This is a genomic window from Streptomyces capparidis (assembly GCF_054782095.1).
On sequence record NZ_BAAGTD010000009.1, the window covers coordinates 26165 to 41913 of the forward strand.

The window sequence follows — 15749 nt, forward strand, 5'->3', positions numbered from 1 at the left end:
AAGGGCACCAGTACGCGGCGCGGCGTTGCGATGGGGGATGCCATGAGAGCTGTACCGGGGAAGTCGGAGGACGGCGACCGCCCGCCCCACGCGCCCCGGCGGCAGAGCGCCGCCACCCCGGCCCAGCAGCGGACCACACCGTCCCCCGCCGCCTCCGCACCGCGCCGCCCCCAGGCGCTCACCCCCGCCGGCGTGCGGCACCTCCAGGGCGTGGCCGGCAACGCCGCGGTGTCCCGCCTGGTCGCGCAGCGCCACGCGTCCGTGGTGAAGCCCCCGCCCGCGCAGGCGCCGGGCTTCCGACGCGTCAAGCAGGACATCGGCGCGAAGAAGCAGAAGCTGTCGCAGCACAAGCCCGCCGAGAGCGAGTCCCGTTCCGCGCAGGACGCCGCCGTCGCCCCACCCGACGACAAGGAGGCGCAGGGCAAGGCGGCGAACGCGGAGAAGATGAACGCGGCCGAGCCCGGAGGCTTCGACAAGGCGGCGTTCATCGCGGCGGTGAACGCCGCCATCGCCAAGCAGGCCCCGAAGAACCTGGAGGAGGCCGACGAGTTCTCCGGCTCCGGCAGGGCCGACGCGGTCAAGGGCGAGGTCAGCGGCAAGGTCAAGGACGGCAAGCAGTCCTCCGCCGAGGAGATCGAGACCACCACGGCCGCCGCCCCCGACACCTCCCGGGCCAAGGACAAGAAGGTCCTCCCCATGAGCCCGGACACCCCTCCCGCCAACCCGGGCGCGCCGGATCCCGCCGGCGCCGCCCCGGACCGGCAACCGGCCGCGGTGCTGGACCTCTCCGAGGGCAACGAGGAAGTCGACCGGAAGCTCACCGAGGCCGATGTCACCGAGGAGCAACTGGCCAAGAGCAACGAACCGCAGTTCACCGGCGCCCTGTCGGAGAAGAGAAGAGCCGAGCAGCACACCGCGACCGCCCCCGCCGAGGGCCGGGCGGCGGAGTCCGCGCACATCTCGGAGGCCAAGGCGGGCGCCGCCGCGGCCGGGGCGCAGGCCATGACCGCCATGACCGCGGACCGGGCGGCGGCGGGCAAGGCGGTGGACGGCGGCAAGGGCGAGACCAAGTCGGCGGACGAGCGCAGGCGCCAGGAGGCCACCGCCAGGCTCCAGAAGGTCTTCGACGCCACCCAGCACGACGTCAGGAAGATCCTGGACGACCTGGACGGCAAGGTCGACCGGCAGTTCACCGACGGGGAGAAGAAGGCCAGGGACGCGTTCACCGCCGACCACAAGCGGCGGATGGACGCCTACAAGGACAAGCGGTACTCGGGCTGGACGGGCAAGGCCCGCTGGGTCCGGGACAAGTTCAAGGGCCTCCCCCAGGAGGGCCTGAACATCTTCCAGGAGTCCCGCAAGCTCTATGTCTCCCGGATGCAGGCCGTCATCTCCTCCGTGGCCGACACCGTCGGCGCGGAACTGGGCCGCGCCAAGACCCGCATCGCCGCCGGCCGCGCCGAGCTGAAGGCGGAAGCCGACAAACTCCCCGCCGACCTGAAGAAGTTCGGCCAGGAGGCCGCCAAGGACTTCGCCGGAAAGTTCGACGACCTGGAATCCACCGTCGAGGACAAGTCCCAGGAGCTCGTCCAGACCCTGGCGACGAAGTACACCCAGGCCCTGAACGCCGTCGACGCCGAGATCAAGCAACTCCAGGACGAGAACAAGGGCCTGGTCGCCAAGGCGAAGGACGCGGTCGTCGGCGTCGTCCGGACCATCATCGAGCTGAAGAACCTCCTGATGGGCGTCCTGGCCAAGGCCGCCGCCGCCGTCACCAGGATCATCAAGGATCCGATCGGCTTCCTCCGCAACCTGGTCACGGCCGTCGGCGCCGGCCTTCGGCAGTTCCTCTCCAACATCGCCACCCACCTCCAAAAGGGCCTGGTCTCCTGGCTCCTGGGCACCGCCGCCAAGGCCGGCCTGGAGATCCCCGCCAAGTTCGACCTGAAGGGCGTCATCGGCCTCGTCGCCTCCCTCCTCGGCCTGACCTGGTCCACCATCCGCGCCAAGATCGTCCGCAAGGGCGTTCCCGAACAGGCCATGAGCGGCGTCGAACAGTCCGTCCCCGTGGCCGCCGCCCTGGCCAAGGAGGGCCCCGCCGGAGCCGTCGACGAGATCGGCGCCGAGGTCGGCGACCTCAAAACCCGCATCCTCGACGACCTGAAGTCCTACCTGATCCCCACCGTCATCATCGCGGGCATCACCTGGATCGTCTCCCTCCTCACCCCCGCCTCCGCGTTCGTCCGGGCCGTGAAGGGCATCATCGACATCGTCACGTTCGTCGTGACCCAGGGCGCCCAGATCGCGGAGTTCGTCAACTCCGTCCTGGACGCGGTCATCGCCATCGCAGGCGGCGGCCAAGCCGGCGTCCCCAAAATGATCGAGACCGCCCTGGCCGCCGGCCTCCCCCTCCTCATCGGCTTCCTCGCCGCCCTGGTCGGCGTGGGGGGCCTCGCCGGCAAGATCCGCAGCGTCTTCCAGAAGGCGGCCCGCCCGGTCCACCGCGTCGTCGACAAACTGATCGACAGGATCGCCACGGCCGGCAAGAGGCTCTGGAACAGGAGCAGGCCCAAGCCCGGGAAGGCTCCCCACGGCCAGGGGGACGATGAGCGGCGGGCGAGACGCCCCCGCGAGGCGGCGAGCAACAGCCCGGAGAACATCAGAAGGGCCGTCAGCGCGGAGCTCAGGGCCTCCCTCCCCGTCGGCGTCGACATAGATTCCGTCGACCGCAAACTGTCCGGCATCTACGGCAAGTATCGGAAGCAGGGGCTGAACCGCCTGCGTCTGGTCCCCGACAGAGGCGACCCTCTCAGTTTCAGTGTTCTGATCACGGCAAGCCCCGAATCCGAAGGTCATCACAGCAAGGGTAAAGAGGAAGGCGAAGCCGACGCGTTCGAGAAATATCTGGACGCGCATCCGGAGGCGAAGAGGGTCCATGACGCCTACGAAGTCGAGCGGAAGAAGATCGAGAGCGCGCCGCAAGTCAGCGTGGACAACCTGCGCCTGAAGACCCGGAAGAACGCGGACGACACTTACGAGGTGCGCGGCCAGGACACCCCCACGGTGGCGATGGGTGTCCTCACTCTGGGAAGCAAAGAAAAAGAGTACAAGCTGGGCGAGTTCCCGAGCACAAAGCGCCTGACGAATGACGCCGATGGCAAGAACCACTCGGAAGCCAGGCTGCTGAAGTTCATGTTCGACCGCTGGCATGTGTATACGCATGCGTACGCCGGCGAGAAGAAGGCGCACCTGGAGCTCAACGTGACGCGCAGCCCGTGCTACAAGTTCTGCACCCCCAAGATCATCGCGGCGAGGTCCGGGAAGGACGCGCAAGGGGGGAAGGATCTGCCTGCGGACTGGCGCATGGACATCACCGTCAACTCCATGTCGGTCTACGGAGGGGCCGGTGAGAACAAGGCCGGAGAGATTTACGGCCGGAACAAGGAGTCCATCAAGGCGCTCGTTCGTCTGGTCAAAGCAGGGGTTCGGCTCGGGATATGGACACCGGCCAGTGAATCCATGACAGCCGCCTGGGCGAACCACGAGCTTCGGATGTACCCGACGGACGGAGGCATCATGTCGCCGCCTACGCGGGACGAGATCCGCGAGGCCAACATCAAGATGTACAAGGTTCTCAAGCAACTCGTGTACACGGCCGGTAACATGGGGCAGGCCGAGTACGCGGCCATGATGGTGGAACTCCCCTCGTCCGGCGGGCAGAAGAGGAAGATACTGAAGATCCCCTTCGCCCGCTGAGGTGTCGGAGGCGCCCCCGCCCTATGCAGCCCGACGGAGGAACGTATGGCGTTCGATGGTCTCGACGAGCTCAGCCTGGCTATCGTCGAGCGTATGACGAGCGAAGGGTGGGAACAGACCACCAGGAGCCGGGAATCGGGCGTCGCCGAGTCGGTGTACGACAACGGCGACATGCGCATGTCCATCTTCCAGTCGATCGAGGGCAGATCCGTCGATCTGGCCCTGGTCGACATCGCGTCCGGTGGAAGCCTGAGATTCGATGTCGAATACGGTGACTCGATCGCCCGACTGCTCGACATCCTCACCGCATGGCAGGACAGGCTTTCCGCGGACAACTTCCGCGACATGATGAACGAGATCGCGAGCAGCTTTCCCGAGACTTACGCCGAGCCCTTCGAAGGGGATGAGGACACTCCCTGGGAGAAGGTCATCCCCCGGCCGTGAAAACAGGTGCCGGCAGGGAATGCCGCCAATCGGGCAGTGGCCTGCCCGCCGCCGCCGGCACTCCCACTCCGGCACCCGCGGATGCGCTCGAGTCGTAGGGCAACGTGAGACGCGGAATCGTCGACCGTCTTCCCGGCTCCGAGAGCACGGACGCGGCGAGCCTTCATCGGGGCCCGACCGGGCGGGCCCGCAGCACGAGCACCTCCAGGCGGAGTTCGTCGTCCTGGATGTCCAGGCCCGCCCACATCGCGGCGGCGGCGAGGAGATTGAACGCGTGCTGCGGCGCGCACCGCACGTCCGACTCGAGTTCGGGGAACTCCCCGACGCGCTCGGCCAGTAGGCGGGCGGCCGCCTCGGCGTCGGCGGCGTGGGGCCCGGTCTCGGTGGGCACGGGCTTGCCGGCGCCGGAGACCAGGGCCTCGCCGAGGAACAACCGCGGTCCGTGCCCGGCCGCCCAGCGCTCCGGCTGTGTGGTCACCCCCGCCCCGGGCACCAGGCCGGCCAGTCGCCCGAGCATCCACGCGACCTGCGCGACACCCGTGGCCAGTGCCCCCGTGCCGGCTCCCGCCGACCACGGGCGGTTGCCCTCTCCGGCTCGCGCCCGACCCAGTGCCGCCCAGGCGCTCGCCTGGTCCGTGGCCGGGACCGGCACGGAGGCGGGCGCCTCGACGATGAGGGCGGCCCGGCCGCCGGACGACAGCCCCCCGGCCAGGGCCCGCACCGCTGACTCCGGATCAGTCCCCTGACCGGCCACGCCGAGCCCAGGCGTGTCAACCGCCGCCCAGGCGAACCGCCCGGAGGACACCGAACCGACATCGACGCCGACCACCCGAGTCTTCACGCGGTCCAGTCCAGCACACGCCGCCGACCGCCGTCAGCCGCTCGCACCCCTAACGAGCCCTGCCCGCCCGAGAATCCCTCCGCGCTCGTCCGCACGGCGGCGCCCCCCGGACCTGCTGACCGAGCGCCCGGCGCGGCGGATCCCCCGCCGGCTCAGGACAGTGCGCTCCCCTTCTTCCAGTCCTCCCAGCCGAGGTTCCAGGCGCCGTAGCCGTTGTTCACGGCCACCGTGTCCTTGGAGTTCACCACGGTCACCGGGTCGCCGTAGTGCATGCGCTCGTAGAACCACTCGGCGTCCGCCTCGCTCAGGCCGATGCAGCCGTGGCTGGCGTTGACCCGGCCGAACTTCCCGTCGTTCCAGGGCGCGGCGTGGGCGTAGGTGCCCGACGTGGTGAGCTGGACGTCCCACTTGACCGCGCCCAGGTCGTACGCCTCGGCCCCGAAGATGCCGACCGTCGCGGAGTTCATCCGGATGGTGGGGACCTTGCTCATCACCACCATGGTGCCGTTCCACGTCTCGAAGCCCCGCTTGCCGGTGGAGACGGGCAGGGTCCTTGTGACCTCGCCGTTCTCGGCGACGGTCATGGTCTTCTTCGCCACGTCCACCGTGCTGACGACGGACTTGCCCACGGTGAAGTCGATCTCGCGCCGCTGCGTCCCGACGAGGTCGCCGTTCTCCACCCCGACCAGGTCCATCGTGAGCTTCACCTCGGTGCCCGGCTTCCAGTACTCCTTCGGGCGGTAGTCGATCCTGTCCTTGCCGTCGCGGTCCTTCAGCCAGGACCAGGCGCCCTCGACGGCCGGGGAGGACGTGACCTCCAGCTTCCGCTCGATCGCCGCCTTGTCCTGGATCGGCTTGTTGAACACGATCGACACCGGCAGGGCAACACCGACGGTCGAGCCCTTCTCCACGTTGTAGGTGCCGACGAAGATCTTGTCCTTGCCCAGGGTGGTGAAGGTGCGCTCGCTGGTCTCGTCCTTCCCGCCCGAGCCGGCGAGGCGGGCCTTGACGGTGTAGGAGACGCCGTACCCCGTGGGCCGGGAGGAGGTCCACGAGGTTCCGTCCGAGGACAGGGAACCTCCGAACGCCTGTCCGTCGCCGGTGGTGACCGTCAGCGATGTCAGCTTCCCGCCCTTGGCGGTCACGGTCAGCGGTTCGCCGGGGATGACGTCCCTGCCGTCCGCGACGGGCGACAGCGCGAGGGCGGCCGAGGGCGCCCCCTTGTCCGAGGAGCCGTTGTCCGAGCCCCGCTCGGCGGCCGGCTTCTTCCCATCGGACGAGCCGGAATCGCTGCACGCCGCCAGGGTGAGGAGCCCGACGACGGCGAGGGCGGCGTACCCGTGCCTCCCGCGGCGGGGCCGTCTCTGTCCGGACGACGGGCGTCCACGTCGCTTGTGCTGCACAGTGATCCTCCAGGTGGGACACGAACCGCCAAGAGATCTCGTAGACGCGTGGCGTGCCGCCGCGGTTCCTGGACGGGGAACCGGCCTCCCGGCAGCGCCGGTGCGGCCGGGAGCCGTCCCGGTCCTTCTGCCCCCTCCGGCCGCCTACCGATGGATCCCGCCCGGAGTGTGGTGCGCGTCACTTCCGGGCCGTGTCACGTCCGGGCCGCCTGCTCCCATCCGGTGGGTGTCAGCGAGCGAGCCGAGGAGGACGGAACGATGAGCGCACAGCGGGGGACCGGCACGGCGACCGCGCACCGCGTGGTGATCCTGGGGGCGGGATACGCGGGCATGGCCGCGGCCGTCCAGTTGGCGGCCCGGGTGAAGCGGCGCGGGGGAGCGCGGGTGACCGTGGTGGACGCGCGGGAGCGGTTCACCGAGCGCATGCGGCTGCACATGGCGGCGACCGGACAGCGGCTCGCCGAGCTGAGCGTCCCGGAGCTGCTGGAGGGCACGGGCGCGCGGTTCGTACGCGGCTGGGTGACGGCGGTGGACGCGGAGACCAGGACCGTGCGGATCGACGACGAGCGGGCGCTGCCCTACGACACGCTGGTGTACGCGCTGGGCGGTGTCGCCGGCACCTCGGCGGTGCCGGGAGCCGAGGAGCACGCGTACACCCTGAGCAGCACCCAGGACGCCGGGGCGCTGGCCGGCCGGCTGGCGCGGCTCGGCAGCGGCACGGTGGTGGTCGCGGGCAGCGGGCTGACCGGCGTCGAGTCGGCCGCGGAGATCGCCGAGCGGCACCCGCGGCTGAGCGTGGTGCTGCTGGGCAGGCAGGAGCCCGGCGCGGCCATGAACCCGAGGGCCAGGGCGCATCTGCGCGCCGCGCTCGACCGCCTGGGGGTCCGGGTGCTCGCCGGTGCCGAGGTGGTGAAGGTGCTGCCCGGCGGGGTGGAGCTGGCAGGCGGGGGGAGCGTCGCCGCCGAGGCGGTCCTGTGGGCGGGGGGCACGCGGGTGTCGCCGCTGGCGGCCGCCGCCGGGCTGGCGGTGGACGAGCGCGGACGCATCGTCACCGACGCCGTGCTGCGGTCGGTGTCCCACCCCGAGGTGTACGCGATCGGCGACGCGGCCGCGATCCGTCAGGGCTACGGCGTCATGCACGGCACCTGCCAGGGCGGCATGCCGACCGGGGTGCACGCCGCGCTGTCGATCGACCGGGTGCTCAGGGGCAGGCGGCCCAAGCCGTTCCGTTTCGGCTACTACCACACGCCGGTGAGCCTGGGCCGCGGCGACGCCGTGGTGCAGTTCACCCGGCCCGACGGCAGCCCGCGCCGGATCTGCCTGACCGGCCGCGCGGCCGTCCGGTACAAGGAGACGGTGACCGCCTCGCCCTGGCCGACCTACGGCCGTATGAAGAAGCTGCCCGCCTCGGGTGCCCTCTGGCCCCGCGGGGGGCGCTCCACTCGCGTCCGGGGGGCCCGGTGACCGGCCTGCCCGCCCACCCCGACCAGCAGGTCTTCCACACGCACCGGAGGCTGCTGTTCTCCGTGGCCTACCGCCTCCTCGGCAGTGCGGCCGATGCCGAGGACGTGGTCCAGGACTCCTGGGTCAAGTGGTCCGCCGCGGACCGCTCGCGGGTGGCCGACCCCAAGGCGTACCTGACCCGGATCGTCTCGAACGAGGCGCTGGAGCGGCTGCGCTCCACCCGGCACAAGCGGGAGACCTATGTGGGGCCGTGGCTGCCGGAGCCCATCCTCACCGGCCAGGACGCCTCCGAGGCCGTCACGGACGCCGAGTCGGTGTCGATGGCCATGCTGGTGGTGCTGGAGACGCTCAGCCCGCTGGAGCGCGCGGTGTTCGTGCTGAAGGAGGTCTTCGACTTCAGCCACGCCGAGATCGCCGAGGCGGTGGGGCGCTCCGAGGTCGCGGTGCGGCAGACCGCCCGCCGGGCCCGCGCGCACGTGCGGGCCCGGCGGCCGCGCTTCGCCGCGGACCGGCCGCGGCAGCGCCAGGTCACCGAGCGGTTCCTCGCCGCCGCGACCGGCGGGGACATCAACGCCCTGATGGAGCTGCTCTCCCCGGACGTCACCCTGTGGACCGACGGCGGCGGCAAGGTCCGGCAGGCCCTGCGCCCGGTGGTGGGCGCGGCCACGGTGGCCGCCTGGTTCTCGGCCATCGGCACCGTCACCTACCAGGGGGTCGAACCCGCCGATGTGAAGGCCGAACTCGTCGGGATCAACGGCGGGCCGGGCATCGTGTTCAGCGGGCCGGGACGGGTGATCGCCACGGTCGCCTTCGACTTCGACGCCGACGGCCGTGTCACCGCCATCCACAACGTGGCCAATCCGGACAAACTCCATGCCGTCGCCGCCGGCACCGTGCACGACATCGGGACTCGGTGAGCGTCGTCACGGCCGGGCTCGCGGCGGACGTGCCGCGTGCTCGCCCGAACGGCGTGCCGGTCGGAGGACCGGGCGCGCCCGCGCCCGCGGCGCGTTCCGGGCGCCCCCGGTCCTTGTCCGGCTCAGTTCATCGTGTCGAGCGTCATGTACGCCTGCTGGGGGTCGGCGGCGTGCACCAGCGACTCGTGGTGGCCGACGTCGTCGAAGGCGAAGGCGTAGGCCTTGCCGTCCGCCATCTGGGCGTGGATGAGCTTGGCGTACTGGTTGGTCACCGCGTCCTGGTAGAAGTCGGCGGAGGTGGTGTCCGGCTGGTTCGCGTTGACCAGGAGGGTCGAGCGGTTGAACCCCGCGCACAGGGTGCGCGAGATCGGGCCGCGGACCTGGTCGTTCGGCGCGTCGAGGTGCTTGTAGCAGCCGAAGACGCTGTCGGAGTCGGGCTTCTGGAACGAGGTGACGACCGCCCCGGCGCCGTTGGTGAAGTTCATGACGTTGCCGGAGACCCTGCCGTAGTACTTGGTGTTCGGCTGGTCGGAGAACGGTGTCACCGTCAGCGTGGAGGTGCTGTACTTCGTCCAGACCCGGTCGATGTAGTCGTTCATGGCCGTGGCCGGCAGGACCCCCGCCCCGATGCCGTGCCCGGGGGCCAGCGCCCGCAGCACGGTTCCGTCCGGCCGCGTCCTGATGAGATCGGCCCACCCACCCGGCCGGCTCCTCAGGGCGGCGAAGAACCCGCTGTACCCTCCCGGCTTCAGGCGCCCGGTGTTCTCGACCGTCCCGTCGGCCTCCTTGGTCCCGACCGTGTAGGGGGCCGAGAACATGTCCACCTGGGTGCTGTTGATCCACAGCCCGGAGTCGTTGAGGGTGTACTCCGACCAGTTGAACAGGATGTTCGCGTTGGGGTCGGACGGATTCTGCACCGCGGGCTGCACCAGGCCGCCGGTGGCGAGCTTGAAGACGAGTTTCTGGCCGTAGGAGAAGTAGATCCGGCCGGAGAGCTTCGGGATCCGGATGGTCTTGGACTGCCCGGCGGCCGGGCCGGCGATCGAGGCGTCCGGGGCCGGGGCCGGCGGGTTGGCCCCCGCGGGCCAGGCGTGGAAGGTGCCGTTCGCGTCGGCCCAGCCCTGTCGTCCGGTCGAGAGCTCGGTCCCGAGGTTGTAGATGTAGACCGGTTCGCTCCGCCCGGAGTTGTTCGTGAACGTGAGCGGAATGGTCGCGGGCACGGCGGCCTCGGCCGGTGGCGCGGGGGCGGCGGCGGTGATCCCCGCCGCGACGGCCGCCACGGCCGCCAGTGACGCCAGCGTCTTCCGTAGCGAAAGCACGCTCCTCCTCCTCATGGGGCAGGTTCCTGTGGACGTCCCCCCCTGAGAGCGCTCTCAGCGTGGCGCGTCGCCCCGTACATGTCAAGGTCTAGACCAGAACCGGCCGCGTGCCGAACGACCCGTCCCTCCCCGCCCGGTCCCGTCGCCGTCAGGACGGGGGCGGGGGCGGGGACGGGAACGCCGTGCGACGTCGGAAGTACAGTCGCGCCATGGAGAGGACAGCAGACGAAGCGGCGGTGCTCGGCGTGGTGGGAACCGTCGTCCACCGGCTCGCGAGGCCCGGGGACGGCGAGGCCATGGCGAGGCTCGACGGATCGTTCACGACGGATTCCGTGTTCGAGGTCGCCGTCACCGACGAGGGCTTCAGGATCTGCGAGGTCCCGGTGGATCCACCCATCCGCAAGGTCTTCCCCGCCGAGGACGACGATGGCGACGACGACGGCGATCCCGGGCTGAGCCGGACCGTGGTCGCCCTCGACGGGGGCGAGCTGTGCGGGTTCGTGAAGATGTCCTTCGAGCCGTGGAACGCGCGTCTGACCGTCCGCGACATCGAGGTCGCGCCGGCCTGGCGGGGCAGGGGCGTGGGGCGGACCCTGATGCGCCACGCCCTCGACTTCGCCCGGGAGCGCCGGGCGGGGCACGTGTGGCTCGAGGTCAGCAGCGTCAACGTGCCCGCTGTGCGCGCCTACCAGCGGATGGGCTTCGCCTTCTGCGGGCTGGACACCTCGCTCTACGACGGCACCGAGTCGGCCGGCGAACGGGCGCTGTTCATGGCCCGGCGGGTGCCGGCGTGACCGGCTCGGGCGGGCGCGGGGTGATCTGGAGCAGCGGGCGCGGCGGGCCGGTGAACGCCGTGTACGGGCACCCGGTCAGCCCGGAATCGCGGGACTGCCACCCTGTCAGCCACGGTCTCAGCAGGGCGTTGTCGATCCGCAGCGTGCCGTCCGGGAGCAGTTGCCCGATGGTGTTGGCGGGATCGGACAGCGCCACGGTGCACTTGCCCACGCGGCCGTCGGCCCGCACCATCAGCGAGTTGGCGCGCGCGGCGTAGCAGACGTCGTCCGGGGTGAACAGCCGCCCGGCGTTCCCCGCCGCGGCCTCGCTCCCGTCCCCGGTTCCGTCCCGCAGCACGATGGCGCGGAGCTCCTCGATGCGCGGGTCGCCGGGGTCGAGCACGTCCATCTCCGCGTCGCCGGGCCCGCCGAGCCGCACCACGCGCTTGAGGAACACGCTGAACCGGGGGTCGCCGAGGAAGGTGTCCCGGACCCGGGTCAGGAACTCGGGCATCAGCGCCACATTGGCCGGGGTCAGGTGGACCCGCAGCATGATCCGCACATCCGCCGGGCTCCGCCTGACCGACAGCAGATTGCGCCAGATCCGGTCGAAGGAGCCCTTGCCGTCGGCACGGACCCGGGTGCGGTCGTGGCAGGCCCGCGGCCCGTCCAGGGAGATCTGGAACGCGCGCACGCCCAGGGCGGCCAGTCGCCCGGCCGCGTCGGCGTCGAGCAGGTAGCCGTTCGTCGTCATGTCGCTCTCGTAGCGCAGCCCGGCGTGGCGTTCCATGGCCGCGACGGCGTGCGCGGCCACGTCCTCGACCGTCCGGCGGGCCAGCAGCGGCTCCCCGCCGAACCACGAGACCTGGAGATGGGCCAGCTCGCCGGCGCGCCGGTCGACGAGCCGCTTGACCGCGCCCACCACCTCCGGCCGCATGTGGCCGACGGTGAAGTCCTCGTAGCAGTACACGCACCGGAAGTTGCACTGCTCGGTCGGCAGCAGGATCAGATGCAGCCGGTCGTTGCGGAACGAGGCGACGAGCTCCCGGTCGAACTCGTCGCCGGGCGCGACCGGGGTGCGCCCCTCCGGCAGGCGCTCCCTCACCGCGGCGCGCAGCCGGAGGAGCAGTTGCCGTGGTGGCAGTTGTTGACGACGGTGCCGCCACCGCCGCCCGGCAGCGGCGTCAAGGCGGCCGCCACCGTCTGCGCGAGCTGCTGGTCCTGGACGACGACCCTGCCCTCGTCGTCGAGGGCGAGGTCCTCCACCCGGACGGCGAGCCCCAGGCCCTGCGCCCCCGCTCCCTGCGCTCCTGCTCCCTGTGCGCTGGCGACCATCGCCTTCTCCTCACGTTGGCGGGCCCCCAGGGCCTGTCGTCGGATCCCCGTCGTCGCGCGGGGCAGGCGGGGATCCGACGACAGGCACTGAGGGCGGACGGTCCTCCCAGCGTCCGGGGGCCGGAAGAAAACGACAATCCGGGTGAGCCGGACGAGGGACGGTGCGCCACGGCGGGACGGGGGCGCGGGCGGTTCACGGCGAGTGCCGCCCGGAAATCCGGGACGGTGGATACCCCTGCGGGCGGAGCGGGCAGACAACGGGCAGCGGTGCTCGGCGCGGCGGGTTCCGGCGCCGCTGTCTCCGTCCGTGCCCGCTGTCATCGGGGGAACCGTGCGTATCGTGATCATCCTGGCTTGCACCTTGCTGATGGGCGCGCTCGCTGCCTGTCACGCCACGGCGGCCGCCTGCTGCACCGCGGGGCCGCCCCGCGCCACCGGGGCCGAGTGGGCGCACGCGGCGCACGCCCTGGCCCCCGACCGCACCACCGGCGGCGTGGGCTCCTCGGGTGCCTCGGGCGGCAGGGTCGGCGGCATCAGCAGCGCGGGCGGCATGGGCGTGACAAGCGGCACCGTCGGCGTGGGCGGCGTGACCGCGACCGGCGGCGTGAGCGGCGTGGGGGGCACGGCCGGCACGATCTCCACCGGCGGTGCGGGTGGCACACGGGGGCCGGGCGGCACGGGGTCGTCCGACGCCGTCGGCACCACGCTGCTCTACATCGGCGGCTCCGCGCTCGCTCTCTACCTCGTGTACCTCCTGTGGGACGTCGTGCGCACGGGGCTTCGCAGGTGGTGACGGGTGAGGGGTGAGGGTGCTCAGACGTTGCGGAAACCGTCCCGGACGCCGTGGGCCGCCGGGTGCCGGGATCCCGGGCGGTGCTTCCGCAGTAGGTGAACGACAGCAGGTGAACGGCGAGTAGCCCTACGGCTCCCACTCGGATGGCCGAGCCCGCCCCCGACCACCAGCGTTGACGTGCCCGACGTTTGTGCGGGCGCTGCGTGGAGACGGTTACGCACTTCGATGAGGGACGCGGGAACCCGATGCCTCGCTGGGCCGCAGCCGGTGCTGTCGGCGGCGGGTTCGCGGTCAGTCGGCGTCCGGAGTCGAGCGGATCCGTCCGGGTCCCGCCGCTACGGTGGACCCATGGACCGCAGACGCTGGGACATCGATCAACGCTTCACCGGTATCGCCACCGGTCAGGCCCTGGCCCCCGACGTCAAGCGGCTCGCGGCGGTGTTGGGCCGGGAGGGCTGGGTGACCGAGGATCCCGACGCGCACCTGCTGCCCCACCTGAGGCGGGCCTGTGAGGAGCCGGGCTCACGCTGGCGGCTGCGTGGCGCACGGCTGCTGGAAGACGGCGTCTACGAGGTCGAAGTCGAAGGCACGGCGGGGACGCCGGCGCCGGGCCTGCCTGTCCGTGATGCGATCACAGTGCTGGCCTCGGTCGCGGAGGCGTCCTTCGCGGTCCGCCAAGTGGACGGGAGCACCGTCGAATGTGTGACCGGCATGCTCGACGGGGATGGCGATTACGCCCCCCATGGGCACCTCATCCGTCTGCGCATCCACAACCGAACCGGGAATCGCCCCACCGCGCCGCCGCCGCGCCATCGCCGTCCCTCCCGTCACTGAGTGTGACAGTCGCCGTTCGGCCGGTGCTGATCGTCGGCGCCCGGTCCGCCGCTGCACCGGAACGCGCGGGACGTAAAGGATCTACCAGGCGACTCTCCGGTAGCGTCAAGGCATGAGTCATCCCCATCCAGAGTTGAAACCCCCACCGCCTCTGCCCAAGGGAGGGCTGAGGATCGTCGCCCTCGGCGGTCTGGGTGAGATCGGTCGCAACATGACCGTGTTCGAGTACGCGGGCAAGCTGCTGGTCGTCGACTGCGGTGTGCTGTTCCCCGAGGAGACCCAGCCCGGGGTGGACGTGATCCTGCCGGACTTCACCTCCATCCGGGACCGTCTCGACGACATCGTGGCGATCGTGCTGACCCACGGCCACGAGGACCACATCGGCGGCGTGCCGTACCTGCTGCGTGAACGGTCCGACATCCCCGTCGTCGGATCGAAGCTGACCCTGGCGTTCCTGGAGGCCAAGCTCAAGGAGCACGGCATCCGGCCGCGCACGGCGCGCGTGCGTGAGGGCGACCGGCGCGGCTTCGGCCCGTTCGACTGCGAGTTCGTGGCGGTCAACCACTCCATCCCGGACAGCCTCGCGGTCGCCATCCGCACCGGCGCGGGAATGGTGCTGCACACCGGCGACTTCAAGATGGACCAGTTCCCGCTGGACGACCGCATCACCGACCTGCGCGCCTTCGCCCGCCTCGGCGAGGAGGGCGTGGACGTGTTCCTCACCGACTCCACCAACGCCGAGGTGCCCGGCTTCACCACCTCCGAGCGCGAGCTGAACCCCGCGATCGAGCAGGTGATGCGCACCGCGCCCCGGCGGGTCATCGTCTCCAGCTTCGCCAGCCATGTGCACCGCATCCAGCAGGTCCTGGACGCCGCTCACCAGCACGGCCGCAAGGTCGCCTTCGTGGGCCGCTCGATGGTCCGCAACATGGGCATCGCCCGCGAGCTCGGCTATCTGAGGGTGCCGTCCGGCCTGGTGGTCAGCGTCAAGGAGCTGGAGAACCTGCCCGACCACAAGATCACCCTGGTGTGCACCGGCTCCCAGGGCGAACCGATGGCCGCGCTGTCCCGGATGGCCAACCGCGACCACCAGATCCGGGTCGGCGAGGGCGACACCGTCCTGCTCGCCAGCTCCCTCATCCCCGGCAACGAGAGCGCCATCTACCGCGTCATCAACAGCCTGACCCGGTGGGGCGCGAACGTCGTCCACAAGGGCAACGCCAAGGTGCACGTCTCCGGGCACGCCAGCGCCGGCGAACTCGTGTACTGCTACAACATCGTCAAGCCGCGCAACGTGATGCCGGTCCACGGCGAGTTCAAGCACCTGCGGGCCAACGCGGACCTGGCGATCCGTACCGGGGTGGACCCCGACCGGGTCGTCATCGCGGAGGACGGCGTGGTCGTCGACCTCGTCGACGGACGCCTCTCGATCGCCGGGAAGGTGCCCGCGGGCAACGTCTACGTGGACGGGATGGAGGTCGGCGGCGTCAACGAGGCCTCGCTCAAGGACCGCCGTACCCTGGCGGAGGAGGGAGTGGTCACGGTGGTGGCGATCGTCGACGCCGACACCGGCTCCCTGGCCGAGGCCCCCGACTTCCTGGCCCGCGGCTTCGTGCACGACGACACCACCTTCGAACCGGTCGTCCCCGTGATCGAGAAGACGCTGGCGAAAGCGGCGGAGGAAGGCGTCGGGGACGCGCACCAGCTCGAGCAGCTCATCGCGCGCGCCGTGGCGAACTGGGCGTTCCGCACCCACCGCCGCAGGCCCCTGATCATTCCTGTGATCATCGACGCCTGAGAGGCCCGCACCGAGCGGCGCCGGACCCGGTCGAGCGGCCGACGCGGCGAGAGCCCGGCGCACCCACCGCCC

General features: G+C 71.2%; 13 protein-coding genes. 8 read left to right on the forward strand and 5 right to left on the reverse strand.

Going from position 1 to position 15749, the window contains the following annotated elements:
• The first annotated feature begins 42 nt into the window (after positions 1-42).
• Both ACYVO2_RS09920 and ACYVO2_RS09925 read left to right on the forward strand, forming a co-directional pair.
• On the forward strand, positions 43-3756 hold the full coding sequence (locus ACYVO2_RS09920) for a phage tail protein (protein ID WP_461007287.1): 3714 nt from the start codon (positions 43-45) through the stop codon (positions 3754-3756).
• Between the two features lie 45 nt (positions 3757-3801).
• On the forward strand, positions 3802-4200 hold the full coding sequence (locus tag ACYVO2_RS09925; protein ID WP_461007288.1) for a hypothetical protein: 399 nt from the start codon (positions 3802-3804) through the stop codon (positions 4198-4200).
• A gap of 163 nt (positions 4201-4363) precedes the next feature.
• Here ACYVO2_RS09925 and ACYVO2_RS09930 read toward each other — a convergent pair whose 3' ends face one another.
• Both ACYVO2_RS09930 and ACYVO2_RS09935 read right to left on the reverse strand, forming a co-directional pair.
• Entirely contained in the window at positions 4364-5041 is a 678-nt protein-coding gene (locus tag ACYVO2_RS09930; RefSeq protein ID WP_461007289.1) for a hypothetical protein, read from the reverse strand.
• A 152-nt stretch (positions 5042-5193) separates the two neighbouring features.
• Positions 5194-6444 carry a L,D-transpeptidase gene (locus tag ACYVO2_RS09935; RefSeq protein ID WP_461007290.1) on the reverse strand — a complete coding sequence of 417 codons (1251 nt, stop codon included), beginning with the start codon at positions 6442-6444 and terminating at the stop codon, positions 5194-5196.
• Positions 6445-6702: 258 nt separating this feature from the next.
• Between ACYVO2_RS09935 and ACYVO2_RS09940 the strand changes: the two genes are divergently transcribed.
• Together ACYVO2_RS09940 and ACYVO2_RS09945 are read left to right on the forward strand one after the other, a co-directional pair.
• Entirely contained in the window at positions 6703-7908 is a 1206-nt protein-coding gene (locus ACYVO2_RS09940; RefSeq protein WP_461007291.1) for an NAD(P)/FAD-dependent oxidoreductase, read from the forward strand.
• The gene (locus tag ACYVO2_RS09945) at positions 7905-8825 is read left to right on the forward strand and encodes an RNA polymerase sigma-70 factor (protein ID WP_461007292.1); all 921 of its coding nucleotides are present in this window, start codon (positions 7905-7907) and stop codon (positions 8823-8825) included. The genes ACYVO2_RS09940 and ACYVO2_RS09945 overlap by 4 nt, the downstream gene beginning before the upstream one ends.
• Before the next feature lie 122 nt (positions 8826-8947).
• On the opposite strand, the gene ACYVO2_RS09950 is transcribed toward ACYVO2_RS09945, so the two are convergent.
• Complete coding sequence (locus tag ACYVO2_RS09950) at positions 8948-10159, reverse strand: glycoside hydrolase family 64 protein (RefSeq protein WP_461007293.1); 1212 nt, start codon at positions 10157-10159, stop codon at positions 8948-8950.
• Positions 10160-10353: 194 nt separating this feature from the next.
• Here ACYVO2_RS09950 and ACYVO2_RS09955 point away from each other — a divergent pair, with 194 nt between their 5' ends.
• Positions 10354-10938 carry a GNAT family N-acetyltransferase gene (locus ACYVO2_RS09955; protein WP_461007294.1) on the forward strand — a complete coding sequence of 195 codons (585 nt, stop codon included), beginning with the start codon at positions 10354-10356 and terminating at the stop codon, positions 10936-10938.
• Here the strand turns inward: ACYVO2_RS09955 and ACYVO2_RS09960 are convergent.
• Both ACYVO2_RS09960 and ACYVO2_RS09965 read right to left on the reverse strand, forming a co-directional pair.
• Entirely contained in the window at positions 10913-12022 is a 1110-nt protein-coding gene (locus ACYVO2_RS09960) for a radical SAM protein (RefSeq protein ID WP_461007295.1), read from the reverse strand. The two genes, ACYVO2_RS09955 and ACYVO2_RS09960, sit on opposite strands and share 26 nt — an antisense overlap.
• A complete protein-coding gene (locus ACYVO2_RS09965; RefSeq protein WP_461007296.1) occupies positions 12019-12252 on the reverse strand; it encodes a hypothetical protein in 234 nt (77 codons plus the stop codon). Before ACYVO2_RS09965 ends, ACYVO2_RS09960 begins: the two co-directional genes overlap by 4 nt.
• Positions 12253-12592: 340 nt before the next feature.
• Here ACYVO2_RS09965 and ACYVO2_RS09970 point away from each other — a divergent pair, with 340 nt between their 5' ends.
• From ACYVO2_RS09970 to ACYVO2_RS09980, 3 genes are all read left to right on the forward strand, one after another.
• Positions 12593-13045 carry a hypothetical protein gene (locus tag ACYVO2_RS09970; RefSeq protein ID WP_461007297.1) on the forward strand — a complete coding sequence of 151 codons (453 nt, stop codon included), beginning with the start codon at positions 12593-12595 and terminating at the stop codon, positions 13043-13045.
• A 348-nt stretch (positions 13046-13393) separates the two neighbouring features.
• A complete protein-coding gene (locus ACYVO2_RS09975; RefSeq protein ID WP_461007298.1) occupies positions 13394-13879 on the forward strand; it encodes a hypothetical protein in 486 nt (161 codons plus the stop codon).
• Positions 13880-13991: 112 nt separating this feature from the next.
• The gene (locus ACYVO2_RS09980) at positions 13992-15677 is read left to right on the forward strand and encodes a ribonuclease J (RefSeq protein ID WP_461007299.1); all 1686 of its coding nucleotides are present in this window, start codon (positions 13992-13994) and stop codon (positions 15675-15677) included.
• The last annotated feature ends 72 nt before the right edge of the window (positions 15678-15749 follow it).

Coding starts and splice junctions, on each gene's coding strand:
- ACYVO2_RS09940 (WP_461007291.1), top strand. CDS start 6,703: ATGAGCGCACAGCGGGGGACCGGCACGGCGACCGCGCACCGCGTGGTG.
- ACYVO2_RS09965 (WP_461007296.1), bottom strand. CDS start 12,252: ATGGTCGCCAGCGCACAGGGAGCAGGAGCGCAGGGAGCGGGGGCGCAG.
- ACYVO2_RS09980 (WP_461007299.1), top strand. CDS start 13,992: ATGAGTCATCCCCATCCAGAGTTGAAACCCCCACCGCCTCTGCCCAAG.
- ACYVO2_RS09925 (WP_461007288.1), top strand. CDS start 3,802: ATGGCGTTCGATGGTCTCGACGAGCTCAGCCTGGCTATCGTCGAGCGT.
- ACYVO2_RS09920 (WP_461007287.1), top strand. CDS start 43: ATGAGAGCTGTACCGGGGAAGTCGGAGGACGGCGACCGCCCGCCCCAC.
- ACYVO2_RS09950 (WP_461007293.1), bottom strand. CDS start 10,159: ATGAGGAGGAGGAGCGTGCTTTCGCTACGGAAGACGCTGGCGTCACTG.
- ACYVO2_RS09975 (WP_461007298.1), top strand. CDS start 13,394: ATGGACCGCAGACGCTGGGACATCGATCAACGCTTCACCGGTATCGCC.
- ACYVO2_RS09955 (WP_461007294.1), top strand. CDS start 10,354: ATGGAGAGGACAGCAGACGAAGCGGCGGTGCTCGGCGTGGTGGGAACC.